The 26313-nt window shown below is 64.1% G+C and carries 25 protein-coding genes and 1 tRNA gene; 9 read left to right on the top strand and 17 right to left on the bottom strand.

The annotated features are described in order from the left end of the window. Nucleotides 1-125: 125 nt before the first annotated feature. The 7 genes from acpP to ACZK5G_RS05010 all read right to left on the bottom strand — a co-directional run bounded on the left by acpP (nt 126) and on the right by ACZK5G_RS05010 (nt 5164). Complete coding sequence (acpP, locus tag ACZK5G_RS05040; protein WP_005415509.1) at nt 126-365, bottom strand: acyl carrier protein; 240 nt, start codon at nt 363-365, stop codon at nt 126-128. A gap of 152 nt (nt 366-517) precedes the next feature. After that, the gene (fabG, locus tag ACZK5G_RS05035; RefSeq protein ID WP_004146899.1) at nt 518-1261 is read right to left on the bottom strand and encodes a 3-oxoacyl-ACP reductase FabG; all 744 of its coding nucleotides are present in this window, start codon (nt 1259-1261) and stop codon (nt 518-520) included. Between the two features lie 82 nt (nt 1262-1343). Then, nucleotides 1344-2288, bottom strand: coding sequence for an ACP S-malonyltransferase (fabD, locus tag ACZK5G_RS05030; RefSeq protein ID WP_478465501.1), 945 nt, complete (start codon nt 2286-2288; stop codon nt 1344-1346). 135 nt (nt 2289-2423) lie between these two features. Next, nucleotides 2424-3206 (bottom strand): BUD32 family EKC/KEOPS complex subunit, encoded by a 783-nt coding sequence (locus ACZK5G_RS05025; protein WP_032127765.1) that lies wholly within the window; start codon nt 3204-3206, stop codon nt 2424-2426. A gap of 77 nt (nt 3207-3283) precedes the next feature. Next, nucleotides 3284-4261, bottom strand: a complete 978-nt coding sequence (locus tag ACZK5G_RS05020; protein ID WP_032127766.1) for a beta-ketoacyl-ACP synthase III — start codon at nt 4259-4261, stop codon at nt 3284-3286. 91 nt (nt 4262-4352) lie between these two features. After that, complete coding sequence (rpmF, locus tag ACZK5G_RS05015; protein ID WP_004154640.1) at nt 4353-4547, bottom strand: 50S ribosomal protein L32; 195 nt, start codon at nt 4545-4547, stop codon at nt 4353-4355. A gap of 107 nt (nt 4548-4654) precedes the next feature. After that, on the bottom strand, nt 4655-5164 hold the full coding sequence (locus ACZK5G_RS05010) for a YceD family protein (protein WP_032127767.1): 510 nt from the start codon (nt 5162-5164) through the stop codon (nt 4655-4657). Between the two features lie 113 nt (nt 5165-5277). Between ACZK5G_RS05010 and ACZK5G_RS05005 the strand changes: the two genes are divergently transcribed. After that, nucleotides 5278-5847, top strand: coding sequence for a Maf family protein (locus tag ACZK5G_RS05005; RefSeq protein WP_049400644.1), 570 nt, complete (start codon nt 5278-5280; stop codon nt 5845-5847). 98 nt (nt 5848-5945) lie between these two features. Here the strand turns inward: ACZK5G_RS05005 and ACZK5G_RS05000 are convergent, their stop codons facing one another. After that, entirely contained in the window at nt 5946-7781 is a 1836-nt protein-coding gene (locus ACZK5G_RS05000; RefSeq protein ID WP_478465500.1) for a glycosyltransferase family 39 protein, read from the bottom strand. A 42-nt stretch (nt 7782-7823) separates the two neighbouring features. On the opposite strand from ACZK5G_RS05000, the gene ACZK5G_RS04995 reads away from it, so the two are divergent. The 4 genes from ACZK5G_RS04995 to ACZK5G_RS04980 are packed head-to-tail and all read left to right on the top strand — an operon-like array spanning nt 7824 to nt 12190. Beyond that, nucleotides 7824-8777, top strand: coding sequence for an AAA family ATPase (locus tag ACZK5G_RS04995; protein WP_032127770.1), 954 nt, complete (start codon nt 7824-7826; stop codon nt 8775-8777). A 23-nt stretch (nt 8778-8800) separates the two neighbouring features. Further along, nucleotides 8801-9724 (top strand): DUF58 domain-containing protein, encoded by a 924-nt coding sequence (locus ACZK5G_RS04990; RefSeq protein WP_185749964.1) that lies wholly within the window; start codon nt 8801-8803, stop codon nt 9722-9724. Further along, nucleotides 9717-11666 carry a transglutaminase TgpA family protein gene (locus ACZK5G_RS04985; protein ID WP_149908909.1) on the top strand — a complete coding sequence of 650 codons (1950 nt, stop codon included), beginning with the start codon at nt 9717-9719 and terminating at the stop codon, nt 11664-11666. Before ACZK5G_RS04990 ends, ACZK5G_RS04985 begins: the two co-directional genes overlap by 8 nt. Then, a complete protein-coding gene (locus tag ACZK5G_RS04980; RefSeq protein ID WP_032127773.1) occupies nt 11663-12190 on the top strand; it encodes a Slp family lipoprotein in 528 nt (175 codons plus the stop codon). Before ACZK5G_RS04985 ends, ACZK5G_RS04980 begins: the two co-directional genes overlap by 4 nt. Before the next feature lie 98 nt (nt 12191-12288). Here the strand turns inward: ACZK5G_RS04980 and ACZK5G_RS04975 are convergent, their stop codons facing one another. The 4 genes from ACZK5G_RS04975 to dnaX form a co-directional block, all read right to left on the bottom strand. Next, entirely contained in the window at nt 12289-12648 is a 360-nt protein-coding gene (locus ACZK5G_RS04975; RefSeq protein ID WP_478465498.1) for a histidine triad nucleotide-binding protein, read from the bottom strand. A gap of 66 nt (nt 12649-12714) precedes the next feature. Continuing rightward, entirely contained in the window at nt 12715-13314 is a 600-nt protein-coding gene (recR, locus tag ACZK5G_RS04970; protein WP_478465496.1) for a recombination mediator RecR, read from the bottom strand. A 121-nt stretch (nt 13315-13435) separates the two neighbouring features. Next, nucleotides 13436-13756 (bottom strand): YbaB/EbfC family nucleoid-associated protein, encoded by a 321-nt coding sequence (locus ACZK5G_RS04965; RefSeq protein ID WP_004154630.1) that lies wholly within the window; start codon nt 13754-13756, stop codon nt 13436-13438. 6 nt (nt 13757-13762) lie between these two features. After that, nucleotides 13763-15799 (bottom strand): DNA polymerase III subunit gamma/tau, encoded by a 2037-nt coding sequence (dnaX, locus tag ACZK5G_RS04960; protein ID WP_478465494.1) that lies wholly within the window; start codon nt 15797-15799, stop codon nt 13763-13765. 162 nt (nt 15800-15961) lie between these two features. On the opposite strand from dnaX, the gene ACZK5G_RS04955 reads away from it, so the two are divergent. The 4 genes from ACZK5G_RS04955 to ACZK5G_RS04940 all read left to right on the top strand — a co-directional run bounded on the left by ACZK5G_RS04955 (nt 15962) and on the right by ACZK5G_RS04940 (nt 20101). Continuing rightward, nucleotides 15962-16054, top strand: a tRNA-Ser gene (locus ACZK5G_RS04955). A gap of 84 nt (nt 16055-16138) precedes the next feature. Then, nucleotides 16139-17641 carry a DUF6538 domain-containing protein gene (locus tag ACZK5G_RS04950; RefSeq protein ID WP_478465493.1) on the top strand — a complete coding sequence of 501 codons (1503 nt, stop codon included), beginning with the start codon at nt 16139-16141 and terminating at the stop codon, nt 17639-17641. Between the two features lie 161 nt (nt 17642-17802). Continuing rightward, nucleotides 17803-19299 (top strand): restriction endonuclease, encoded by a 1497-nt coding sequence (locus ACZK5G_RS04945; RefSeq protein ID WP_478465492.1) that lies wholly within the window; start codon nt 17803-17805, stop codon nt 19297-19299. A 10-nt stretch (nt 19300-19309) separates the two neighbouring features. After that, on the top strand, nt 19310-20101 hold the full coding sequence (locus tag ACZK5G_RS04940; RefSeq protein ID WP_478465490.1) for an NYN domain-containing protein: 792 nt from the start codon (nt 19310-19312) through the stop codon (nt 20099-20101). A 511-nt stretch (nt 20102-20612) separates the two neighbouring features. Here ACZK5G_RS04940 and mobQ read toward each other — a convergent pair. The 5 genes from mobQ to ACZK5G_RS04915 all read right to left on the bottom strand — a co-directional run bounded on the left by mobQ (nt 20613) and on the right by ACZK5G_RS04915 (nt 26276). Next, nucleotides 20613-22151 (bottom strand): MobQ family relaxase, encoded by a 1539-nt coding sequence (mobQ, locus tag ACZK5G_RS04935; protein WP_478465489.1) that lies wholly within the window; start codon nt 22149-22151, stop codon nt 20613-20615. 199 nt (nt 22152-22350) lie between these two features. Further along, nucleotides 22351-23571, bottom strand: a complete 1221-nt coding sequence (locus ACZK5G_RS04930) for a hypothetical protein (protein ID WP_478465487.1) — start codon at nt 23569-23571, stop codon at nt 22351-22353. Between the two features lie 286 nt (nt 23572-23857). Further along, nucleotides 23858-24367 carry a hypothetical protein gene (locus tag ACZK5G_RS04925; RefSeq protein WP_478465485.1) on the bottom strand — a complete coding sequence of 170 codons (510 nt, stop codon included), beginning with the start codon at nt 24365-24367 and terminating at the stop codon, nt 23858-23860. A 556-nt stretch (nt 24368-24923) separates the two neighbouring features. After that, entirely contained in the window at nt 24924-25154 is a 231-nt protein-coding gene (locus tag ACZK5G_RS04920) for a hypothetical protein (protein ID WP_478465484.1), read from the bottom strand. A 51-nt stretch (nt 25155-25205) separates the two neighbouring features. Beyond that, a complete protein-coding gene (locus ACZK5G_RS04915) occupies nt 25206-26276 on the bottom strand; it encodes a Shedu anti-phage system protein SduA domain-containing protein (protein ID WP_242912780.1) in 1071 nt (356 codons plus the stop codon). Nucleotides 26277-26313: the final 37 nt, after the last annotated feature.

Here is a 26313-nt window from a genome sequence, read left to right as displayed (position 1 = left end):
GGATGATTTCAACGGGCAACTCGGTTTGCTTCGGTGTGATGCTCAAACACACGGGGCCGCAACAGCGGCCCCATGGGGTGCGGTGCGCGGCGAGCGTGAGCCCGCGCGCGCACTGCCGTCTGACATCAGGCCTTGACGTGGGCCTTGATGTAGTCGATGGCGGCCTGCACGGTGCTGATCTTCTCGGCTTCTTCGTCCGGGATCTCGCACTCGAATTCTTCTTCCAGGGCCATCACCAGCTCGACGGTGTCCAGCGAGTCAGCGCCCAGGTCATCGACGAACGATGCGCTGTTGGTGACTTCTTCTTCCTTGACGCCAAGCTGTTCGACGACGATTTTCTTGACGCGTTCTTCGATGGTGCTCATGGGATCTCGCTCCAGATGGAGTTGTGGTTCAAAAGTGGTCGCCATCAAAGGCGATGGCCGTGGGATAGTGTAGTGGAAACCGGCGCGGCCTTGCATCGCAGCAAAAACCTCCGCAGATCAACCACTTGCGGCGCAATCCCTGCGCCCCTTGCTTACGGCATGTACATGCCACCGTTCACATGGAGGGTTTCGCCGGTGATGTAACCGGCAGCCGGGCCGGCCAGGAAGGCCACCGCATGGGCGATGTCTTCCGGCGAACCCAGGCGTTCGAGGGCGATGTCGTTGATCAGCGCGGTACGCGCTTCTTCCGGCAACGCCTTGGTCATGTCGGTGTCGATGAAGCCGGGTGCGACAACATTGACGGTGACACCGCGCGAACCAATTTCCTTGGCCAGCGACTTGCTGAAGCCGATGATGCCGGCCTTGGCGGCAGCGTAGTTGGCCTGGCCGGCATTGCCGGTCACGCCCACCACCGATGCGATGTTGATGATGCGGCCCTTGCGCGCCTTCATCATGCCGCGCATCACCGCCTTGCTGGTGCGGAACACGCTGGTCAGGTTGGTGTCGATGATCGACGCCCAGTCCTCGTCCTTCATGCGCATCAGCAGGTTGTCGCGGGTGATGCCGGCATTGTTCACCAGGATCGAGATCGGGCCGAATTCCTTGGCAATGCCATCGAGCACGCTGTCCAGCGCGGCGGCGTCGGTGACGTTCAGCGCGCGGCCGTGGCCACCGTGGGCGGCCAGGCGCTCACCGATCGCGGCGGCGCCGGATTCAGTGGTGGCGGTGCCGATGACGGTGGCGCCCTGGGCGGCCAGCAGATCGGCGATGGCGGCACCAATGCCACGGCTGGCGCCGGTGACCAGTGCGATTTCACCCTGCAGGGGCTTGCTCATGATGTTTTCCTCAGGCTGGGACGGCCGCTGTACCCGTACCGCTTGCAGCGGCCACCGGTACGGTCGGCAGGAACAAGGGGGATCAGGCCGACCATGCCTCGCGGGCGGCTTCGAAGTCGCCTAGCGTGGCCAGCGAACGGCCGTCGATGGCCTTGTCGATGCGCTTGACCAGACCGGTCAGCACCTTGCCCGGGCCGCACTCGGCGATCCGGGTGACGCCACGGCCAGCCAGCGCCTGCACGCACCCGGTCCACTGCACCGGCTGGTACAGCTGCTGGACCAGCGCGGTACGGATCGCGTCAATGCCGTCATGCACCTTGGCGTCGACGTTCTGCACCACCGGCAGCTGCGGCGCCTGCCAGGCCAGGCCGGCCATCACTTCGGCCAGGCGGTTGGCGGCTTCGCGCATCAACGGGGTGTGCGAGGGCACGCTCACGGCCAGCTTGACCGCCTTGCGCACGCCCTTCTCGGCCAGCAGCGCCAGCGCACGGTCGACCGCGTCGGCGTCGCCACCGATCACGATCTGGCCCGGCGAATTGAAGTTGGCCGGCACCACCACCTGGCTGCCTGCGGCTTCGGCGCAGACGTCCAGCACCAGCTGGTCTTCGGCGCCGAGCACGGCGGCCATGGCACCGACGCCGGCCGGTGCGGCTTCCTGCATCAGCTGGCCGCGCAGGCGCACCAGGTGCGCACCGTCATGCAGGCTCAGCGCGCCAGCGGCGACCAGGGCGGTGTACTCGCCCAGGCTGTGACCGGCCAGCACCGACGGGCGCGGACCGCCCACGGCGTTCCAGGCGCGCCACACGCCGATGCTTGCGGCCAGCAGGGCCGGCTGGGTGTATTCGGTGCGGTTGAGCATTTCCTCCGGGCCCCCCTGGGACAGCGCCCACAGGTCGACGCCGGCACCATCGGATGCCTCGGTGAAGGCTTCACGCACCTGCGGGTGCAGTTCAGCCAGCTCGGCCACCATGCCCACAGACTGCGAGCCCTGGCCGGGGAAGACAAAAGCGAGGGTGGATACGGTCACGCGGTCATCCGCTTGTTGCAATCGAAGCGGGCCATGATAAGGGGGAACATGCCGTGTCGTCTGTACGTGCGCGTATGCACGCGTATGGTGGGCCAGCCGCGGAACGCCGCCGGGCATGGCCCGGCGGACGCACAGTCAGCAGAACAGCTGCAGGACGTCCAGATCGCCGTCGGCGAGGAAATCCACGCACAGGCCCACCAGCATCAGCACGCCAGCGGTGCTGGCGCCATGGGCGATGAAGATGGAGTGGGCCAGCGCGCGCGCCGAGCGGCCCAGCTTCATGCAGACCCGGGCCAGGCTGCGCAGGCGGCCAGTGACCGCGTGCACGTGCTCGCGCACCGGCGCCTGCGCATCGCCCATCGCCTCGGCCATCATCGCCTGCAGGTGCTCGGGGCGGTCGGCGTAGTACTTGGCCACGCCATAGCCGAACATCAGCCAGTCGCGGGCCTGCGCTTCGGACAGATCCATCACTTCCAGCGGATCTTCCTCGAAGTCGATGAAACCGACCTTCTCGCCATCCCAGGTGAGATTGCGCGGCAACGGCTGACCGAAATAGGCGCCGCGCGCATGCGCTGCGGCAATGGCCAGCATGGCCGCCATCACCAGGCGGTCGCGACCGGCCTCGTCGGCTTCGCGCAGGCAGGTATTGAACGAACTGCCGTTGTCGCCGATCACCAGCGCAGCATGGCCGGTGCCCAGCACATCGGGCACGTTCACGCCCTGCGCCTGCAGTTCTGCAAGGCGACGGGCTTCGGTTTCGCGCGCGGCGTCACCGCCACGGTGCGGCGGCGGGCGCAGGGCATCCAGATGAAAACGACGGGCAACAAAATTGAGCAGGCCAAGGGCCAGCGCGCGGCTTCCCTTGCCGTACTGCTTCAGCCAGGCACGTTGCCCTTCTATGACGATGGGCTCAACCATGACAGGTCCTCCTTAAACGCGTTACGGCCCCAGAGGGGCCGCAACGACAAAGCTTCACGTTGTCGTAACTTGCACCATCAATAGCGCAGCAGAGCCGAACCCCACGTGAAGCCGCCGCCGAAGGCTTCCAGCAGCAGCAGCTGGCCACGTTCGACCTTGCCCGAGCGCACGGCGGCATCCAGCGCCAGCGGCACCGAGCCGGACGAGGTGTTGCCGTGCTTGTCGACGGTGACCACGACCTGGTCCATCGACATGTCCAGGCGCTTGGCGGTGGCTTCGATGATGCGCAGGTTGGCCTGGTGCGGAATCAGCCAATCCAGGTCGGACTTGTCCAGGCCGTTGGCAGCCAGAGTCTCGTCCACGACCGAGTCCAGCGCCTTGACGGCGTACTTGAACACGTCGTTGCCCTTCATGTTGATGGTGCCGCCGCCATTGGCGCCGTCCTTGAAGCCGGTCGAAACGCCAACCGGGTTCCACAGCAGCTCCTTCTTGCTGCCATCGGCATGCAGGTGGGTGCTGAGGATGCCGGTGTCTTCGTCGGCCTTGAGCACGACAGCACCGGCGCCATCGCCGAACAGCACGCAGGTGGTGCGATCGTTCCAGTCGACCATGCGGGTCAGCGTTTCGGTGCCGATCACCAGCACGTGCCTGCAGTCGCCGGAGCGGATGAACTTGTCGGCCACGCCCAACGCGAACACGAAGCCCGAGCAGGCGGCGTTGACGTCGAAGGCGGGGCACCCGGCCACACCGAGCTTTGCCTGGATCAGGCACGCGGTGGACGGGAAAATGAGATCAGGGGTGGTCGTGCCGACCACGATCATGTCGAGCTGCGAGGCGTCGATGCCTGCGGCTTCAAGCGCGCGCAGGGCGGCGTTGTAGCCAAGGTCGCTGGTGGTTTCGCCTTCGGCCGCGATGTGCCGCTCACGAATGCCGGTGCGCGACTGGATCCACTCATCCGAGGTTTCGACCATTTTTTCCAGGTCGGCGTTGGTCAGGACTTTTTCCGGCAAATAGCTACCGGTGCCCGCGATCCTCGAGTAGATCCGCTTGCTCATCATGTTTCCTGTTGCGCGGGCCGCCGATCACCGGCACACCCGGGAAAGAAGGCAAAGGCCGCTGCCCGGGGGCAGCGGCCTTCCCGGCACATCAATCTTCTTCGACGGCCGAGGTCTTGGTCTGGATGACCTTCTTGCCGCGGTAGAAACCATCGGCAGTGATGTGGTGACGCAGGTGCACTTCGCCGGTGGTCGGGTCGGTCGACAGCTGCTTGGCGCTCAGGGCGTCATGCGCACGACGCATGCCGCGGCGGGACGGGGTGACACGGGATTTCTGCACAGCCATGGGATTGCTCCAAACTCGGTTCGTTTTGCTTCGTCGTATCGTCGCGCAGGACGCCAGCGCCCAGCACACTTTCGCTTTCGCCGCAGCCGCCGACGACAATCCGGCTGCTATTGTTTCTTCAGTGCCGCCAACGCCGCGAACGGGTTGGCCTGCTTTGTTTCTTCTTCGCTCGGCGCCCAGTCCTTGTCGACTGCTTCACCGTCGGGCGACAGCGGCACCACAGGCACCGCCAGCACCAGCTCGTCCTCGACCAGGTCCAGCGGACGCAGCTGGCCGTCTTCCGGCACCAGCAACGCCTCGTACTCCTCCGGCAGGGACGATTCCTCGTCCTCGTCGCGGATCAGGCCAAGCCTCTGGGTCATCTTCACCGGCAACAGGAATCGCTGCATGCTGCGCTGACAGGTCAGCGGCAACGCGGTGTCGATGGTCAATTCCACATAGGATACCCGCAAGACGTCGTCGCGACCGAATTCAAGCGAGTAATTGCACTCACCGTCGGTATCTGCGACCAACCCCTGCAGGCGGGTCAATTCAGCCAGGGACACCTGACCGTCGAAGCGCCTTCGCGCTACAACCATCCGCCAGGCATCCAGCGTTTCGGGCACGTTCGCGGACATAAGCCGCTGAATACTAAGGATCGGGGCGGCGGCTGTCAAATGCCCGCCATACAGGACTTGCCGCTGGCGCTGCGGACACGCCAGACTGCCGCGCCCTGCCCCGGTATTCTCGCATGTCACTGGTCCTGGCCTCCACCTCCCGCTACCGCCGCGAGCTGCTGCAGCGATTGGGCCTTGCCTTCGACTGCGCGCGCCCGGAGGTGGATGAAACCCCGTTGAATGGCGAAGCGCCGCGGGCTCTGGCCACGCGCCTGGCTGCGGCCAAGGCCGCCGAGGTGGCTGCCCGCCATCCGGGCGCCTGGGTAATCGGCTCGGACCAGGTCGCGGACCTGAACGGCCAGCCGCTGGGCAAACCCGGTACGGTCGAGGCCGCCTGTGCTCAGCTGGCAGCGATGTCCGGGCAGACCGTGCGCTTCCACACCGCCGTCTGTCTCAGCCGTGATGGAGAATCATTCACGGCCGTCGATCTGACCGAAGTCTGCTTCCGCGCACTGGAACCGGACGAGATCGCCCGCTACGTGACCACCGAGCAGCCACTGGACTGCGCCGGCAGCTTCAAATGCGAGGGCCTGGGCATCAGCCTGTTCGACGCCATCGACAACCGCGACCCGACCGCGCTGGTCGGCCTGCCGCTGATTGCGGTATGCGGATTGCTGCGCAGGGCCGGTTTCGCGGTGCCCTGAACTGTAGCGTCGAGCCCTGCCCGACGGCTTCTGCTGTAGATGGCAGGCGGCCCGGAAAAAGCAGTCGAGCATGGCTCGACCCTACAAAAGCAGAGGCCTCAACGGACCTCGAACGGCTGCTCCTGCCATTGCTCCACGCTGCCATCGCGGCCATACAGGCGCAGGCCCAGCCAATGCATGCCCGGCGCCAGCGTGGTGGTATCCAGCGATGCGTCGAAGCCCACCGCCGGGTGCTGCGGATCGGTGCTGTCCGGCCACACGGGGCGCACGTCGAACACACGCCCATAGCGGGCGTCACCGATGGAACGGCCATCGACCAGCACTTCGACGCGTGCCAGGCCGACGCCATCCTTGAACGCCCAGCCCTTGATCGCGAACGTGCCGGACACCGTCTCGCCATTGGACGGTGCATCCAGCCACGCCATCGCCGGCGTCACGCACGGCCCTTCCGCGCGCTGCACCGGCAGGCGGAACAACAGGAAGCGCTGGAACCCGTGATCACTGCTGACCACGCGTGGCGCCGGCATCGGCCCCACCTGATCGCAGATGGCGTGATAGCGCTCCAGCAGTTCGCGATAGCGCTGGTCGCTGGGTGACAGCACCAGCAGCATCGGCGCCGTGCGCTCGCCCTCATGCAGCAGGCCCCACTGTGCCAGCTGCGCGGTGCGGCCATGCTTGTCATTGAGCGGATGCGGCAGCACCTCGATGTTGCCATTGCCCAGCTGGAAGCCCAGTTCGGCGCCGACCTTGAAGTTGCCGGCCAGCACGCGCGTCCCTTCCGGCATCTGCCGCAGCTCTTCATGGACCGCTACGGCCAGTGGTTGCCAGCCAGCGAAATTGCGCGGGTAGTACTTGCTGCCGGCCATCTGCTCGCGCAGTGCCGGCGTGGATGCCATCAGGTAGTAGCCGAACGCCAGCACCATGCCCGCGCCTGCCAGCCACCAGCCGGTGCGGCGCAGCCAGCGCGGCCAGCCGTTGAGCACTACCGGCACCGCCACCAGCAGTGCGAGGTAGCCCGGCAGCGGCCAATGGAAACTGATCCGCTCGACGTCAGTGAAGAAGCCAAGCACGAAAATGCCCAGCGTGGATACGCCGCCCACCAGGCCGAAATAGCGCCACTGCACGCGCGCACCGCCACCGCTCCGGGTTCCTGCCAGCGCCACCTTCCACATCGCCATGCACAGGATCGGCGTCACCAGCATCGGCTGGATCACCAGGAACCACAGCCCGCCCCATTCAAAGGCCCAGGGATGACGCTCGACCACCTGGAATTTCAGACCGGCATCGTGGTTGTCCGCATTCCACGCCAGCAGTGGCAGCCATGCCAGCACGCCCACCGCCAGTGCGACCCATACGCGCGGATCGGCCAGCATGCGCCGCCCCTGCGGCAATGCCAGCAGCGCGATGAAACCGACGCCGATGACACCGATGAAACGGTAGTGGCTGAGTGCACCGATCAGCAGGCCCAGCGCCAGCTTCATCGCCGAGGAAGCATCCACGTTGTGCAGCAGGCGCGCACCGGCGTGCAGGCAGATCACCGCCGCCAGCGCCATCGGCACGTCGGGTACCGCCAGCAGGCCCAGCGTCGCCGACAACGGCATCAACAGCGTGAGGCTGCCCGCCTGCCAACCAGCCACATTGCCGAACCAGCGCGTGGCCGTGCGCACCACCAGCAGCGGCAACAGCGCACCGATGGCCAGGAACGGCAGGCGCAGCGCAAGCACGTGATGACCGCCGAGCTCCACGCCCAGGCGGGCCAGCCAGGCGGTCAACCCGGGCAGATCCGAATAGGCCGCGGCCAGATGCTGGCCTTCCTGCCAATAGAACGCTTCGTCGACGAACAGCGGCAGGCGCGCAGCCACCACCAGCTTGGCCGCTGTGACCAGCGTCCATAACCAGAGAAATATCGTCCGTGCGCGCTGTTCGCCTTGCATTGCTCTATGGATAATCGAGTGGATTCCAGATCTGAGACGATCATGCCAGCTTCGTCCCCCAACCCCAGCATGCTAACCGATCAATTGCGTCAGGCCCTGCGGGAGGCACAGGATCAGGTGAACGCACTGGTACTGGGCAAGGTGCCGGAAGTCAGGCTGGCGTTCGTCGCATTGCTGTCCGGCGGTCACCTGCTGATTGAAGATCTGCCCGGCCTGGGCAAGACCACGCTGGCGCATGCGCTGGCCAGCAGCCTCGGCCTCAGCTTCCAGCGCGTGCAGTTCACCTCCGATCTGTTGCCCGCCGATGTGCTGGGCGTGTCGGTGTATGAAGCCGGCAGCCGTCAGTTCCAGTTCCACCCCGGCCCGGTGTTCACCCACGTACTGCTGGCCGACGAGATCAACCGCGCACCACCGCGCACGCAGAGCGCGTTGCTGGAAGCGATGGCCGAGCAACAGGTCACCCTGGATGGACAGACCCATGCCCTGCCCGATCCTTTCTTCGTGATCGCTACGCAGAACCCGGTGGATCTGTCCGGCACGTTCCCGCTGCCGGATTCGCAGCTGGACCGCTTCCTGCTGCGACTGGCGATGGGTTACCCCAGCGCGCAGGCCGAGCGCGAGCTGCTGCGCGGCAGCGATCGCCGCGACCTGATCGCGCGTGCCGTACCGAAACTGGATGACACCCAGGTGCGCGCGCTGCGCGACGCGGTGAACCAGGTGCATGCCAGCGACGCGCTGATCGACTATGTGCAGGCGCTGCTGACCCGCAGCCGCCAGCATGCCGGTGTGCGCGTGGGCCTGTCGCCACGTGCGGGCCTGGCGCTGCTGCGCGCGGCCAAGGCACATGCACTGCTGCTGGGGCGCGGCCATGTGGTGCCCGAAGACGTGCAGACCCTGTTCGTGGCGGTGGCCGGTCACCGACTGGTGGCGGAAGCCGAATCCAGTTCGGGTCCGGCACTGGCGCGCGCGATCCTGCAGACCGTCGCGGTGGACTGAGCGTGGCCACACGCTGGGCACGCATGCAGCTGCTGGCTCGGCCACGCAGGCCCGAAGCCTTGCCGAGGCGGCTGGACCGCCATCGCATCTATGTGCTGCCCACCCGCTTCGGCCTGTTCGTTGCCACCCTGCTGACGGCCATGCTGCTGGGCGCACTGAACTACAACAACAACCCGGCGCTGTTGCTGGCCCTGCTGCTCGCGGCAGCAGCAATCGCCAGTGCCATTGCCGCGCATCTCCAGTTGTCCGGCGTGCAGATCGATGCGATCTCCGCCGAGCCGGTAGCGGCCGGGCAACCGTTGCGTCTGCGCGTGGACCTCTCACTGCGTGACCCGCGTGCGCGGCACGGCCTGCATCTGCAGCTGGGTGACAGCAACGCCTGGACCTCGCTGCCTGCGCACGGCCGTGGCGAAGTGGAACTGGACGTTCCCAGCGAACGCCGTGGCTGGCTGGAACTGCCGCGCATCCGACTGTCCACCACCCAGCCGCTGGGCCTGGTGCGGGCGTGGTCGTGGGTGTGGCCGGAACAGCCGCTGCTGGTCTACCCGCTGGCCGAAGCCGTGGCGCCTGCACTGCCGGAGAGCGGCAGCGATCCGCTGCACACCCGCGCCCATGCCAGCGGCGAGGAACTGCATCAGCTACGCCCCTACCGGGCCGGCGATGCGCCGCGCAGCATTTCCTGGAAGCACTCGGCACGCCGCGACAGCCTGCTGGTGCGCGAGTACGAAAAGCCGGTCGGCATCGAAGTGATCCTCGACTGGCGCTCGTTGGCGCCGTTGGGCCATGAAGCACGCATCGCTCGATTGGCGCGCTGGGTGGATGTGGCCGAGCGCGAGGGCCGCCGCTACACCCTGCTGCTGCCTGCACACCCGCCGTTCGGGCCCGGTCAGGGCGCCAGCCACCATCACCTGTGCCTGCGCGCGCTGGCGCTGATGCCGCATGACTGAGACCCCGGCCCTGCTCGACCGCAATGCCCGCAACTGGACCCTGGCCAGCGCGGCGCTGGCCTTGTTGCCGTTGCTGCTGCAGCTGCCGCCACTGCTGGCTGGTGTGATCGCGCTGGCGGCGATCATCACCGCCGCCCTGTCGTGGCGGACAGTGTTGCCGATGCCGGTACGCCTGCTGCTGGTGCTGGGCATGCTCGGCGCCATCGTCTGGCAGATGGGCATGGTGCGCCCCGGGCGCGATACCGGTTGCGCACTGCTGGCCGCGATGCTGGCGATCAAGTCCAGCGAGCTGCGCAGCCTGCGTGATGCCCGCAGCCTGCTCGGCTTCGCGCTGTTCTCGCCCTTTGCAGCATTCCTGCTCGACCAGGGGCCGCTGACAACCGCGCTGGCCGCGCTGGCCGGGGGCAGCGCACTGATCGCGCTGCAACGCCTGGCCCAGGATGAAGGTCATGCCGGCCGCCTGCCACTGCGCGGGCAGCTGCATGGTGTCGGCCGCCTGTTGGCGATCGGCCTGCCGCTGGCATTGGCCTGCTTCTGGCTGTTCCCGCGCCTGGCCACACCACTGTGGGGTGTTCCCGAGCGCGCCGTGGGTACACCGGGGTTGTCCGACAGCATGGAGCCCGGCCAGTGGTTGGACCTGATGGCCGACGACAGCCCGGCGCTGCGCGTGCAGTTCTTCGGCACTCCACCCGAGCCGGCGCAGCGTTACTGGCGCGGCCCTGTACTGACAGCCTTCGATGGACGGCGCTGGACACGCGACCGCGCCAGCGCGCGGCGGCCTGCTGCGGTGGTTGAAGCAAGTACACAGGGCTGGGATTACCAGATCGACTACGAGCCGACCGACCGCCGCCAGCTGGTGGCGCTGGACCTGCCCAGCCGCGCGCCTGCAGGCAGCATGCTGGATGCGGACATGAGCCTGAGCAGCGAACGCCCGCTGGCCTCGCTCAGCCGCTGGCGGTTGCATTCGGCCCCTCCCCTGCGTTTCGACAGCACGCTGTCGCCCTATCTGCGCCGCGCGACGCTGCAGCTGCCAACCGGCTTCAACCCGCGCACCGCCACGTTGGCTCAGCAATGGCGACAGGAGGCTGGCAGCGATGACGAGGCCATCGTGCGCCGCGCGCTGCAGTGGATCACCACCGACTTCTCGTACACGCTGGACACCCCTGCGGCGGGACGCGACCCGATCGACGAGTTCCTGTTCGGCTACAAGGCCGGCTTCTGTGAACACTTCAGCTCGGCCTTCGTGGTGCTGATGCGCAACGCCGGCGTCCCGGCGCGGGTGGTGACCGGCTTCGCCGGCGGCACCCGCAACCGCATCGGCGACTACTGGGTAGTGCGGCGAATGGATGCCCACGCCTGGGCCGAGGTATGGCTGCCGCAGCGCGGCTGGGTCCGGGTCGACCCGACCGCAGCCGTGGCACCGGAACGCATCCTGGACACACTGGATGACCGCCTGCAGGCCGGCACGGACACGCCACTGCAGCAGCGTTGGCTGCAGCTGGGCCAGCTGGGCGACTGGCTGCGCCGCGGCTGGAACGACCTGGTGCTGTCTTTCGATGCGCGCCGCCAGCAGCAACTGCTCAAGCCGTTCGGGCTGGACGATCTGGGCCCCGGGCAGCTGGTCGCTGGCTTCGTGGTGGCCGCACTGCTGGCGCTGGCGTGGATGGCCTGGCTGCTGGCCCGTGGCGAGCGCGAACGCGACCCTCTGCTGCGCGCCTGGCACCGGCTCGGACGGCGCTACGCCCGCCTCGGCCTGGCCCGTGAACCGCACGAAACCGCCCAGGACTGGGCACAGCGCGTACACCGGCAGCGTCCTGACCCGGCCCTGCTCGCGCTCAGCCAGCGTTTCGCTGATGCGCGTTACGCTGGAACTTGCACCGACCTCGCTTCATTATTGCGGGACCTGCGCAGGCATCGCCCGACTTCCGGAGCCTCCCCATGAACACCAAGTTCCTTCTCACCGCTGTGGCCACGCTGGCCCTGTCGGCCTGCGCCACGGCCCCCAAGCCGCTGCAGGGACAGTTCAGCCTGGTCTCCCCTCGCGATTCAGTCGCTACCCAGCAGGTCGGCACGCCGGTCCGTTGGGGCGGTCGCATCATCGAAACCAAGCCCGGCCAGGGCGAGACCTGCTTCCAGATCATCTCGCGCCCGCTCAATGGCAGTGGCCGCCCGAACACCACTTCGTCCGATGCCAGCGACGGTCGTTTCATCGCCTGCCGTGCCGGCTTCTACGACCCGGCGGTGTTCGAAGCCGGTCGTGACGTGACCTTCATCGGCAAGATCGACGGCTACCAGAACACCCGCATCGGCGAATACGACTACCGCCTGCCGAAGCTGTCGGCCGATGTGATCTACCTGTGGCCGGAACAGCGTCAGGTCGACGTGGTGCCCTATCCCTATGGCCCGTGGGGCCCGAGCCCGTATGGCCCGTACTGGGGCGGCTATGGTCGCTGGGGCTGGTGGTGATCATCACCGCACAGGCATGACGGAAAAGGCCGCCCTCGGGCGGCCTTTTCCATCCACGCCGGGATACGGTAGATCCACGCCAGGCGTGGATAGGGGCTTCAACGCCCCGGGGTACCGAAGTGCCCCAGCGGCGCACCGGCCAGCAGGTGCATGTGGATATGGAACACGGTCTGCCCGGCATCCTCGCGGCAGTTCATCACGATGCGGTAGCCGTCCGGAGCAAAGCCCTCGCGGCGCGCATACTCGGCGGCAGCCAGCGCCAGCTTGCCGATCAGGTGCGCCTGCGACGGCTGCAGGTCATCCAGGGTCGGAATGATCTCGTTCTTCGGAATGAACAGCACGTGCACCGGCGCCTGCGGTGCGATGTCCTTGAAGCCCAGCACCTCGTCATCCTCGTAGACGATGGTGGCCGGGATCTCGCGACGGATGATCTTGCTGAAGAGGGTTTCGTTGCTCATGATCGGCCTCGGCGGGTATGTCGTCCGCATTGTAGGCCGCCCGCGCCCGGCCATGCCGGCCGTTGCTCAATCGCGGAATTCGCTGCGCGTCCCGAACGCGTGCGACAGCGTGCCACGATCGACGTATTCCAGTTCACCGCCCAGCGGCAGGCCCTGCGCCAGGCGGCTGGGCTGCACCTTGCGTGCGCGCGCCAGCTGCGCCAGGTAATGCGCGGTGGCCTCCCCCTCCACAGTGGCGCTGGTGGCGATGATCAGCTCCTGCACCTCGCCTTCGGCCAGCCGCCGCTCCAGCTGCTCCAGGCCCAGCTCGCGCGGGCCGATGCCATCGAGCGGCGACAGCCGGCCCTGCAGCACGAAGTAGACACCGCGGAAGCCGGTGGCGTTCTCGATGGCCAGGCGGTCGGCCGGTGATTCGACCACGCACAGCTGGCTGCGTTCGCGGCTGCTGTTGGCACAGGTCAGGCACAACTCGGTTTCGCTGAAGTCGCGACATTGCGAGCAGTGGCCAATGCGCTCCACCGCCAGCGCCAGGGTTTCGGCCAGGCGCTGGCCACCTTCGCGCTCGCGCTCGAGCAGGTGGTAGGCCATGCGCTGCGCCGTCTTCTGGCCCACGCCAGGCAGCACCCGCAGTGCGTCGATCAATTGTTCAAGCAGGGGTGCGGACACGGCAGGGCGCTTCGATCGTGCCGGGCATGCCCGACGGGTATTTGTAGAGTCGAGCTTGCTCGACTGAAGGACCCGGTAAAGTCGAGCAAGCTCGACTCTACGACAGGCACCCCGCTGAAGATCAGAACGGCAGCTTCATGCCCGGCGGCAGCTGCATGCCGGCGGTGGCCGAACCCATCTTCGACTTCGACTCGGCATCGATCTTGTTCGAGGCATCGTTGAAGGCGGCGGCGATCAGGTCTTCCAGCATCTCCGGGTCGCTGGCCAGCGACGGGTCGATGCGCACCTTGCGGCATTCCTTGGCGCCGGTCAGGGTCACGCTGACCATGCCGCCACCGGCGCTGCCGGTCACTTCGATCTTGGCGATTTCTTCCTGGGCCTTCTGCAGGTTTTCCTGCATCTTCTGGGCCTGCTGCATCAGTTGGGCGATGTTGCCGCGCATAGTGTCTTACTCGTCAAAAGAACGGATGGAATCGGAAACAACCCGGGCGCCGTGCTGTTGGATCAGCACCTGCACTTCCGGATCGTCCATGAAAACAGCCTCAGCCACCTGCTGCCGCTCACCACGCTGGCGATCGGCACGCTGGTGCAGGGTCTCGGCCGGAACGTGTTCGGTTTCCACGGTCTCGACCACGATCTTCGGCGCCTGGCCGAGGGCCTTCTCCAGCATCTCGCCCAGGGCGGCCAGCGCGCGCTCCGAGCGCAGATATTCAAATCCGGGCGAAAGACCCAGTTTCAAGGTCCCGTGCTGGCAACTGATGAAGGCGGCGTTGGCGGCCAACTGCCGCGACGGGCCGCTCAGGCCACTGTTGGCGACCAGATCCAGCCAATCCTCGGCGCTGGCCAGATCGCTGACACCTTCCTGCGGCACGGCATCACGTGCCGGGGCCGGCTCGGCCGGCGCGATGGCAATGCCTTCAGTGCGGAACGGGCGCTCGGGCGGCGCAGGCTCGCTGGGAGCCGCGACGGGAGCTGGCGGTTCATGCCAGGGCGCCACCATGGCGGCGTCCGGCCCAGCCATCTCGGCCGCCAGCGCCTCGTCACGCGCCTCGGCTTCGTCGGTGGCCCACGGCGGCAGGTCGTCGCCCGCTTCGGCTTCAACGGATACCGGTGCCGCTGCTTCGGCCTTCACCGGCGGCGGTGACACGGGCTCTTCCACCGGAACCGGCTCGGGCTCCGGGGTCGGGTCCGGTTCGGGTCGTGGGGCCGGCTCAGGTTCGGGTTCAGGTTCGCGCGGCGCGGCCTGTGCCGGAGCGGCCACCTGCGCTACTACGGCCGGGCTTGCCGAAGTGGCGGCAGCCGCCGGTGTCGCTTCGTGGGTACCCGTACCGCTGCCACCACCGGCAGCATTGCCACCCGGCGCATTGCCTGCACCGTCCACCGACTTCGGCACCGGCGGGACCGCCGCGGCCGGGCGGAACGCCAGCATGCGCAGCACAGCCATTTCAAAGCCCGCGCGCGGGCTAGGCGCCAGCGGCAGGTCGCGACGGCCGTTCAAGGCCATCTGATACCAGAGCTGCACCACTTCCGGACGCAGGCGTTCGGCGAACACCGTCGCATCCAGGCCTTCGGCAGCCGCTGCGGCACCCGGTACCAGCTGCTGCACCTGGATGCGATGCAGGCCTTCGGCCAGCGCTTCCAGCACGCCGCTCCAGTCCGGCGAGAACTCCGCCAGCGCAGCCACCACCTGCAACAGGCGCGGACCATCGCCTTCGGCCAGCGCATCGAGCATCGCTGCCACCTGGGTGCGGTCGACCGTGCCCAGCATGGTGCGCACTACGTCCTCGCGCAGCGCGCCGCCGGCGTAGGCGATCGCCTGGTCCAGCAGCGACAGGCCGTCACGCAGGCTGCCGTCGGCGGCCTTGGCCAGCTGCAGGATCGCGCTGCCATCGGCCTCGATTTCCTCAGCCGCCAGGATGCGGGTCATCTGGCCTTGGATCTGGTCTTCATCCAGGCGCTTGAGGTTGAACTGCAGGCAGCGGCTGAGCACGGTGACCGGCAGCTTCTGCGGGTCGGTGGTGGCCAGCAGGAACTTCACATGTTCCGGCGGTTCTTCCAGCGTCTTCAGCAGCGCGTTGAACGCCGCCTTGGACAGCATGTGCACTTCGTCGATCAGGTAGACCTTGTACTTGCCGCGCGAGGGCATGTACTGCGCGTTCTCGATCACCTCGCGCACGTCATCCACACCGGTGTTGGACGCGGCGTCGATTTCCAGCAGGTCGATGTAGCGCCCGGCGTCGATGTCCAGGCAGGCCGCGCACTGGCCACACGGGTCGGCGCTGGTGCCCTGCTCGCAGTTCAGCGACTTGGCGAAAATGCGCGCGATGGTGGTCTTGCCCACGCCGCGGGTGCCAGTGAACAGGAACGCATGGTGGACCCGGCCGCTGTCCAGCGCGTTGCTGAGCGCACGGACCACGTGTTCCTGGCCCACCAGCTCGGCAAAACGCTTCGGACGCCACTTGCGGGCAAGGACGAGATAGGACATCAGGCCACCGTTTTCCATCGGATGTTCCATTGTGCCATGCCTGTCCAGCCCCCTCGCCTCCGGCACGTCCTTCGCAGGTTCCTGACCGGGGTGCTTGTGAAGTGCCGCGCGGCCCGCTAGAATCTGCGCCCCTGCTGAGGCGTTCGCCGATGGCAGGGATCCGGAGAGGTGTCCGAGTGGTTGAAGGAGCACGCCTGGAAAGTGTGTAAGCGTCTAAACCGCGCTTCGGGGGTTCGAATCCCCCTCTCTCCGCCAGATTACGCAAACCCCTGATAAATCAGGGGTTTTTGCTTTTCTGGGGTGACCCTCGGCGGGACACAAATCGGGACACATTTCTCGATGCGCATTCCCCATCACCTCACCCGCTCTCCCACCGGCCTTTGGGCTTTCCGGCAACGCGTCCCTACCGACCTTCAAGGCGTGGTTGGCCGACGCGTCTTCAAGCGCACGCTACGCACCCGCAACCTGCCCACGGCCAGGCTGCGCGCACTGGCCCTGGCTGCGGGCTATGCTCAGGCCTTCGATGTGTTGAGGGACCAACGCGTGGACAAGCTGAGCAAGCGCGAGGCCGATGAACTGATCGCCCGCCTGACCCAATCCGACAACCTGAAGGAATTGATCCTTCACCGGTCCCGCGCCGCCGATGGCACGGTCACCGAGCGCTGGCAGATCGACAACGAGGAAGACCTGCGGCTTTTCCAGAAGATGCAACGCCAGGGCGCAGACCCGTTGCTGGACGCCGTCAACGGCGCCCCCTCCCCCGCCCCGGCACCAGTCACGAAGTCCAAACTGACCCCCATCACCCTCGAAGACGCCTGCGACGCTTGGCTGGCCACGCTCAAGGGCAACACGCTGCCCAAGACCTGGACGATCAAGCGCACGGCCATCGTTTCCCTGGTCGGCTTCCTCGGGAGCAAGACCAAGCTCCACACGCTGACGCGCACGGACTTGGCCCGCTGGTATCAGCACATGCGCGAAGAGGGCGCCTCAACCCCCACCCTGACCAACAAGCAGTCTTACATTGGAGGCAAGGGCGGCTTCTTCGAGTGGGCCATGGCCTCGGGCTACTACCCGAGGGGCGACAATGTTGCCGCTGGGCATGTCAGCTACTCCATCCGAGAGAAGCGAGCTCGGCGAAAGTTTGGCTTCAAGCCTTACGACACCCACCAAGTCCATGCCCTCTTTGCGCCAGCCGCCTTCGAGCGACTGGCGCTTTCGGCCCGCTGGGCGGCGGTCATCGGTCTTTACACAGGCGCTCGTGCCGCCGAGGTGGGCCAACTGCTTCCCAGCGATGTCACCGAGGAGGCGGGATTGCTCTGCATCCACATGTCCGACGAAGGGGAGCATCAGAAGCTCAAATCCGATGCCAGCATCCGAACCGTCCCTGTTCACCCTGATCTGCTGACCCTCGGGTTTAAGGAATGGGTTGAGGGGTTAAGGGCGGCAGAGGCAAAGCGGCTGTTCCCTGCCGCCAAACCAGATGCCAAGAACGGCGCCGGCAATTGGATCACCAAGGCGTTCGGCCGCCACCTGGAAGCCGTGGGCAAGAACTGGACGCCCGGCAAGCGCGGCTTCCATTCGCTCCGGAAAACCGTCATTCAGTCGCTCCAAGGGGCGGGCGTACCGTCCGAGCTGCGGGCCCAGGTGGTGGGACACGAGTTGGACGACGAGCACCACGCCACGTATAGCCGCGAGTTCACCGCCCAGGAGAAGCTGCATGGGCCTGGAAAGAACACGCCGGGATTGGCGGTCCTGGATTTTGGCTTGAACCTGCCTGCGCTGCGGGCCCTTTTGAACGACCAAACGCCCAGAAAGCGCGTTAGAAGGACGTCGACAGGGTAGTCTTTAGATATTCGACATCAGGGGGATGTATGGGACGACGGAGCGGCCTAGAAGGGTTTCTGCGGGCAGCCGGCCGGGCAGCGGCGGCAGCGCAGCGCGAAAACAAGCGCCAGCAGCGAATGCAAGCGACGCAACTGAGGCAGTTGGAGCGCCATGAGCGTATGGCTGCTGCGCAACAGATGCGGGAGCTGCGCGCCCTGGAGAAACAGGAGAAGGAAGCTGCGCGCTTGGCCAAAGCCGAATACCTCCAAGACCGCCAGGCGGAAGCAGACGACCTCAACGCCGAGCTCAAAGACCGGCTGGAGGAGCTGGAAGGCTTGCTTCTACACACCCTGTCGGTGAACGACACCATTAGCTTCGACAGCCTGCGTCACACCGATGCCTATCCCGGCTTCAAGGTGCCCAAGGACTTGGTTCCGGGGTTGGCGCCGGTCGAGGTCGAGGTTCCGGGCCCCACCGGCTTCTCACGCTTTTGGCCCGGCGCCGCAAAGCGGCACTTGGCAGCCCAGACGGCGGCCCATCAAGCCCACCAGCAGGCTCTCGAACAGTTCCATCGCGCAGAAGCGCAAAAGAAGCAACGGCTGGCCGATCTACGGGCCCAACACGAGACCGAACGCGCGCTCTATGAGGCTGACGTTGGTCGCCGAAACGCTGAAGTGGATGAGTTTCAGAGCGCCTACCTGGCTCACGAGCCTGATGCCGTTGTGGCCTACAACGACATGGTGCTCACGCGCTCCGAATACCCCTCTGAGGGCTTCCCTCAGGCGTTCAAGCTGGCCTATGCCGAGGCATCCAAGGAATTGGTCATTGAGTATGACCTGCCCGAGGTGGGCGTCGTCCCCACCGAAGCCGATTATCGCTACGTCAAAACACGCGATGCGATCGACTCCAAGGCGCGCAAGGCCAGCGACATCAAATCGCTCTACCAAGACATCATTGCCTCAATCGCGCTGAGGACCTTGCACGAAGCCTTTGAGGCCGATCAAGCAAACGCATTGGCGCTGGTGACCTTCAATGGCGTGGTGGACACCCACGATCCCACCACCGGCCAAGAGGTTCGGGTGCCGGTGGTGTCCGTCCGCGCAACAAAGGCCGCCTTCCTTCAGCTGCGGCTCGAACGCGTGGAGAAAGTCGCATGCTTGCGCAGCCTGGGTGCTCAAGTGTCAAACAGGCCCGATGAATTGCAGGCCATCAAACCAATCGTCGAATTCAACATGGTCGACAAGCGCTTCATCGCGCAATCGGACGTGCTCTCAGGGCTTGAATCGCGCCCCAACCTTCTGGATCTGACCCCCAGCGAGTTCGAAGCACTCGTCTCCAACCTGTTCAGTCGGATGGGTCTGGACACGAAACTGACCCGGAGCTCCCGCGATGGTGGAGTGGATGCGGTGGCCTTTGACACCCGTCCCGTCTTGGGCGGAAAGGTCGTAATACAGGCCAAGCGCTATCGGGACACCGTAGGGGTCAGCGCGGTCCGCGACCTTTACGGAACCATGCTCAACGAAGGCGCCAGCAAGGGCATCTTGGTTTGCACCAGCGGCTACGGCACCGAAGCCTTCAACTTTGCCAAAGACAAGCCCATTGAGCTGATCGACGGGGGTGGTCTGCTCTATTTGCTGAGGGAACACGCCGGCTTGGATGCACGCATCGCAGCTTAAGGACAAGAACATGGCTAACGGATCAGTCCCTCACGACACCAAAGTGGCCGTTTTGGTCGATTGCGACAACGTCAGTCCCGAGATCGTGGAACACGCGCTGCTGATGGTGGCCCAGTTCGGGCGCGTGGTGCTGCGGCGCGGGTATGGAAACCACGCCACGTTGGCCAACCGCTGGCAGGAAGTGCTCGTCCAACAGGCGTTTACCCCTTGCCTCCAATACCAATACGCCTCTGGAAAAAACACTTCCGACATTGCCCTGGCTCTCGATGCTCAAGAGGCGTTGTTTGATCACCGCGCCGACACCTTCTGCCTGGTGACCAGTGACTCCGACTTCGCTTACCTGTGTCGAAAGCTGCGGGAGCGCGGCGCGACGGTCTGTATCGTCGGCGAGCCCAAGACGCCAGCAGCCCTGCGAAACGCTTGCGATCAGTTCTTCGAATGGGAGCGCAAAGCAGTCGCCGAGCCTTGCGAAGACCGACCCAATGCATCACCGGCCAAAGCGGAGGGCAACAAAGCTGAGCCCACCGCGGCGGACACAAAGCCGCTTCCCAAGCGCCGTCCCAAGTTCGTGGTGGAAGCGGTCACGCTGCTGGCTGGAGACACCTCAGAGGGCGAGGTAGGACTGGGGCCGTTGGGCCAATACCTCAAACGAACAGACCCCTCCTTCTCTCCCAATGCATATGGGCATTCGGGCCTACTCAGCATGCTGAAGACCTATGACCTACTGACCCTACGTCGGCAGGAAGGAGGCCAGTGGACCGTCAGTCTCGCGCCGGAAAGCAGCCCAGCAAGACAAGACTGAAACGCAGCAACTCTCGACGCTTAAGGCAAGGCATCCAAACGGCAAATGTGTGACGCGCTGCGTCATCACAAGCTTGCGCATTTCCGTCTGGGTGCTTCGATGTGAAGACCCTTCACCAGATGACTTAAAAATGCCAGCAAACGTCGAACTTCGTATCGCCAGCCAGGTTCTTCAAGCCTTGCTGCCTGAAAACAACACCCGCAACGCTGCTGAGCGTGAGTTGGATGTTCAACATGCACTGGATGTCGCAAGACTACTGTTGCGTCGATTCGCCGAGTCGCAGGGAGGCCAAGGAGGTCAGCCCCTCGCCTACTCTCCTACGAGAAGCACTGTATCGCAAGCAGCGAGCGTGGACCGCAGCCAAGTGCCGATAAGCTTCCCTTCTCCCGATGCTTGGCGTGCATCTCGCGGCCTTCCGCCAGCGAAACCACTGCCGCCTCGAAAACCATCGGTGGGCACCGGCCCCCATTGAACACCAGCCCCGCATTCGCGGGGCTTGTTCTTTGTAGAGTCAGTGAAACGTTGGCCCTCGGGGGACAGACCGGACGGAACCCAGGTCATCAGGCGGCACAGGCTTGGGCTCAGCGATCCTGAGAGTTGAGACTGAGGGATGAGGCAAGCCAGCAAGCAGCTCAGCTTTCGCAAGGATGTCGGCATCGATGGCATTCAGCTCTACCTCCGATGCCCGCTCCTGAGCCGCCTTCAGCTCGGCTGTATGTTTCTCGAGAACCGAAAGCCGCCGCCCTCGGCGCAGGGTCCACTCCGACCTCGAGTATCTGGTCGACCCCGGCGGACAATCGGCGTTGAACCGTTCCCACTCCTGCTCGGCCATGTGACGCAGCCTGGTTGCACTCTTCACGTTAAGCAGCCTGCGAGCCCGGCTGATGATGAGGGACTTAAGGGCACGAACCTGGAGCGAAGCTCTGGTGACCCACTGCCGAAGCTCGCTGGTTTCTCCTTGAGAGGAAAGCTGCCGCTGAGCCCACCTCAAGGCATCGCGAATCTTTTCCATGGCCAAGTCTGCCCTAGCCCGGGAAATCTCTTCCACGTCGCGCAGTGCATTGATAATTTTTTCGGCAAGGCTGATGGGCGCCTGCTCCTGCGTATGCCCGTGAGACGAAAGGAGCAGGTTCTGCAGCCGGACCCCGGATACGCCTCGCATCTCCAGCCCCCCAGGTAGCCCTGCGGTTTCCGCATTGAGCACTCGCCCACTTCGCTTTGCGGCCTCTTGGCCAGGCACTGGGGCGGGCTTTCCTTCCAGCCCGGCTTTGCGCACGAGGAAATCATAGTGCTCCCGATTGTCTTCGGCGATCTGGTCGTTCGTGCTTGCCTTGTCGGTCGCCACACCCTTCCCAGCTAGGGCCGCAGCATGCTTGCCTAGGTGCTGAGTCGGTTCGCGGGAGAGCGCCGCTGCCGCCAAGTCGTCGCCTCGCTCCATCGCAGACCGTGCCTGTTCGGCCAGACTTCGGTGGTCGATGGTGCTGGTATGGCCGGCCGCCTCCAAGTGGGCATTTGTAGTCGCCGCGACCATCTCCCGAATCCACTGCACCTGCACCTTGCCAGACGGCCCCACGTCCAGCTCCCGGGTCTTGTCCCCAAAGCCCTCAGGTCCGAGGCGGCGCGTGGTGGCCAGGATATGGACATGGTGGTTGAGCCCATCAGGCGTCCCAGGCGAATGGATGCTGGCCTGGACAGCGAACCCATAACGATCGACCAGCGCGTCGGCGATGACAAACGCCAAGTGCGCCCGCTGCTCTTCGGATAGCTCATGGGGTAAGGAGACTTCAAACTCCCTCGCCACAGTCGAGTCTTTCCGCCGCTCCGCAGCCTCTGCGACTGCCCAGAGCTCCCGAGGGTCCAAGGCCCACGCGGGAGCGTCAGGCGGGGCGAGGCAGAAGCTCTCAACGACGCCGCTGCGGCGGCGGTAGTCGTGCTGCTGCCCGGTGAGCAAGTCCATGAGCAGCAGCCCGCCCCGGTAGGCCGCCGCAGCGACGGCCGACTGCCCGCGGCCGCGGCTGAAGGTTTTGATTGAGGTGTGGAAGATAGCCATAAAAACTCCTGAAAACAGTAGTCTTTATGGATCAGCTTTTGCTTTTGGCAAGCCTCGCAGAGGCTTGGGGTCCTAGGGGCGAAGCCCTTGGCGCACGCATCCGTCAGGATGCCTAAGTGCGCTCTTGCTTCTTCTTGTAGATGCCATGCATCACTACAACGAACTAGCGACCAAAGCCGGAAAATGTAATGTGGAGGTGCTACGTCCTTCCCCATCGACCAGTGGGACAAAGGCACAATGCTAGAAGGCTTAGCAAAGACAACAGCCATATCATGGAATATTCGGACTTATACGCAATCCCTATTGCTCCTCCCGCAAGCCCCAATCCATAGATGAAGTTCAAAGACCTCACTACCAAAGAGAGAGTTCCATCCTTCATTCCGGCCTTTGCAGCCACCGGCTTGGGACCGCTTTCGCTTCGAACTTCTGCGTCATCAGGAGCCACCGCGTTTGGCATGCACCACCAAGGGATGTTTAGCCCATCACCTGGAATCACCAACGGCCGGTCGCCCCCTGCCGCATCCAAAGCAGGTGAATCGCCTTCAGCTGTTTGGGCTTCTGGTCCGAAGTTCTCTAAGTATGTTGCCAAATCGAAATTCTGGACTGTAACGATCTGACTTTTCGGAACGACCACTTTGAAATCGCTCGACTGAATTCGATTTGTCGACGAGCCTTTTAACTTATCGTAGATCTGCTTGTAACCAGTCGTAATGACCAGCTCGCCTTGCTCGTTACGATAACCCGAGGCCAAGGGCTGGATCTGAATCCATTGGCTTTCTGCCAGCCCCCCTTGGCCCGTTTCAAGAGGCACACCAATGTAAACCTTTCCATTCGACAGGCTGACAGCAACCGTAAGACCGGTCCTTACTGATGACGCGAGGATTGTCTCAACAACCTCCAGATCGCCCCTCGCAACCACATACCTAAGATGCCGATTCGCCATATATGGCTGATTCAGCAAGAAAGGCAAAACAACTGCGATGAATAGCGCCCACGCCGCAATAGACACGGCAGCGAGAAAGTCATCCTTTCCCTTACCTAGAGGTGAAAGCCCAATCCCCCCCTCAGGCTTCCCCGACTGATCCGCGAAGATAACTTTTGAGTTGGTCAATGGAGCACCAATGACCACAGGCCGCAGCTGGGTTACGCGCTCTGAAGGTGCGGTGACTTTAACGCGCGCATCTTCAGAACGCGGGAGAACGTCAGAGATGGCGGAGAGAAGAGATCCATAAATCGGAAGGCGCTGTGCAGCCGTATGGACGCTAAGCGCAAGGACAAACACCAATCCCGCCGCAAGTGCTGCCCCGAAATACTGAGGATGCCCAAGACTTCTTATCGCCTTAGCCTTGGTAGGAATGTAATCGCGATACAGCTTCCATCCGCAAGCCAAAATAAAAAGGCTTACTGCTAAGAACCCCATCCTTGGCCCCCTTAGGACTACTTTTTCTTACGAGCCTTTAGGACCTCGTAAAGTCGATCAGCCGCCTGATACTGGCGATCAAGCACTCCACTCTCACTAAGCGCTCGCCTGTCCAGAACCAAATGACCGCGCTCATCGACCGCCATCAAGGATTCGGTACGGCTACGCGAGGACTTCTTTTTTAGGAATGTGAACATGGGCCAATTATCACACAAAGGACACCAAATGCAAGCAGCTAAGCCTCGACAAGCATCTGCGCCCAGCGCCTGCCGTCACATTTGTGAATTCACCAATGTAATGGCGCTTGAGGGGCATCCGGCAACTCCATACTGAGACGCTGCTGTCTCACTTGGTCTGCGACCATAGTCATCCATCCCGACTCCGAATAGCCGGCAGCGGCTCTCAGGCTGGCAGTTCCCGGGCGAACTGCCAACGAGGTCAGATCATCTCGGGACTGGAGGAAGAAAGGCCCATTTACGCCCATCACAAAGTGGTCTCCCTGGAGGGCGTCACAGTGGGAACAATGGTTGGCCCAATAGTTGACGCCGGCAGTCTGCGACCGGCCGATGCGCAGGAGTGGTGCGGCCTGGACGACGAACGCCTCGACGGCTGCGTCCAAGGATTCGACATATTGCAGGACAGCAGCATCAGCAACCTCTAACTCGCCCTCCTCATCGAACTCTGTGAGGCGAGGCACCCAGATGGCAGTGACCAGGGTTCCTGAGCCACATTTCCAACAGGCGATGGGAGCTTGGAGCAAAGCAAAGCTAGGCGCCCGGAGGTTGAAGTCAGTCACGGCGAGAATCCAGATAGTCTCCACGGTCCCAAGATCGGTAGCGCCAAGGGAGGACATCCTCCAAGGCCGTTATCCGCGGCTCTGGCATCAGTGATAGCGCACGGGTGCCCAAAAGCAAGCGATCCACGCGGTCGTTGGGAACGAACAACCATGGCTGAAGCGTCCAATCGGCGGGGATACCACAGTCCCTCGCCAGCGCCTCCTTCAAGGCAAGCCAGTGCTGATCCCAGCTTCTAAGGCGGCCCAACAGCGCAGGCAGGCGGCCCGCATAAGAGATTTCGCAAAGGTAGGCCGCTCGGTCCCGGACGCTCACAGCGACCGCGTCGCAATACCAGTGAGGGCCACTTGTATCAGGATTGCTTCCAGGGTTCAGCTGGATGCAACACTGTGCATTGATGAACAGCCTTCGGTCTGCCCGCAGGAAGTCCAGCACTACGCCCTCAAAATGATCCACCACCCGTCCTACCCCACGCGACCTTGACAGCAATCTCTTGCGATGCAAACGCAATGGACGGTATTGGACGCTGACGGCATACCACATCGCTCTTTGAGCGGGCTAGGGCCTCCGCTGGACCACAAAGACCAGTCCGGCACTCTTCAGCCTGCGCCGCAGGTCTTCCACCACTTCAAGACTGGGATTGTTAGCGAACTCCAAGCGAATGTCGGCATCCTCAAGCCCTGGAATATCCAGATACTCTTCGAAGGCAATGTAAGGAGTGTGTCCGAGCGAAGGGTCTCCCTCGCACACCTTCAGGTGGGGAGCATCCTTGTGCACTGAAGCGCTCATCTAAACCTCCGTCGTGAGGGGTTGGAAAATCTCTTTATACCTTGGCAAGACCTACCAGGGAATGTCGTCGTCAAGTTCGACGATGTCGACCGACGTGGCCTCGGAACCCGCTGCGGGGGACAACATGTCCAACAATCGCTCGCCTTGCGCCAGTAGATGGTCATAGGTCATGACGGTGATACCGTTCATCCGCCGATTGAGACCGTGGAGTGCACGCTGCTGCTCGTCAGTCCAATCATGGGATCGCCCGATCACGATGGTGGCGCGCGGGTGGTAAGCCACGACCTCTTTGTGGTCGAGTAAGCCTTTGTCTGCGAAGTCGTGAAGCATGTCGAGGTATCGGTGGCACTGACCGATGGCTTTCGATACCTCGGCGGAAAAATAGTGGTTCTTGTGGGCCTTGTCATAGAGAAGCACCTCCATGTCGGGCCGCTTCAGCTCAACGATATCTCGATACCCCGCAATGACGTTAGGCAACATCAGATCGATGTTGTCCCCAGTGGTGATTGCACGCACCTCGTCCCGGACCACGTAGGCATTGCCGAAGGCCCAGCAGTGCTTCTCGCACCATGACTGGTAGACCTGCTCAGCCGACTCGCGCCCTAGGCTGGAGCGTAGCTCGGCGACTGCGGAGCGCATCTCACTCAGACGAATAGATCCCCGAAGCGCAGCGGTCAGCTCATGAGTGAGCTCAGTGTTGGCCAGATGCTGGACCAAATCCGAGTGAGAGAGCACTTTGGTGAGCGCGCCAACCAGCGACTGGGGGTCATGCCCGGTAAGATCGGCCGCCCCGTTCGCCACCTTGATCAGGATGAACTCACCGGCTTCCGATTGCTGCGCCAATGGAAGATGCGTCTGAAGGTATTTGAAGAGCTTGAGCGTGGAGGCCTCGGTCAAGGTGATGCTCTTGACCGGGTCCTCCTGCCAGGGCGAAGCCTTGGTCTTCTTGAATCCCTCAAGCTTTATGGAGAACTCTGTATGGTCGCTATGAGGAATCAGCCATCCAACCACATGCAGCTTGGTCCGCGTCGTCTCATTGAGGACCACGACGGGCACATAGTCGAGCTTTCCGCTGCTCGCCGTCTTCCGAACGACTTTAGCCAAATCCCCTGCCTCGCTCATTGCATCTCTTCCTTGGGCCACGGTGGCCCGGATAGTC

The organism is Stenotrophomonas sp. 62841_Sma (assembly GCF_056482945.1).
The sequence above is the reverse complement of the archived record's forward strand: the minus strand, read 5'-3'. Positions and strand labels throughout refer to the sequence as shown.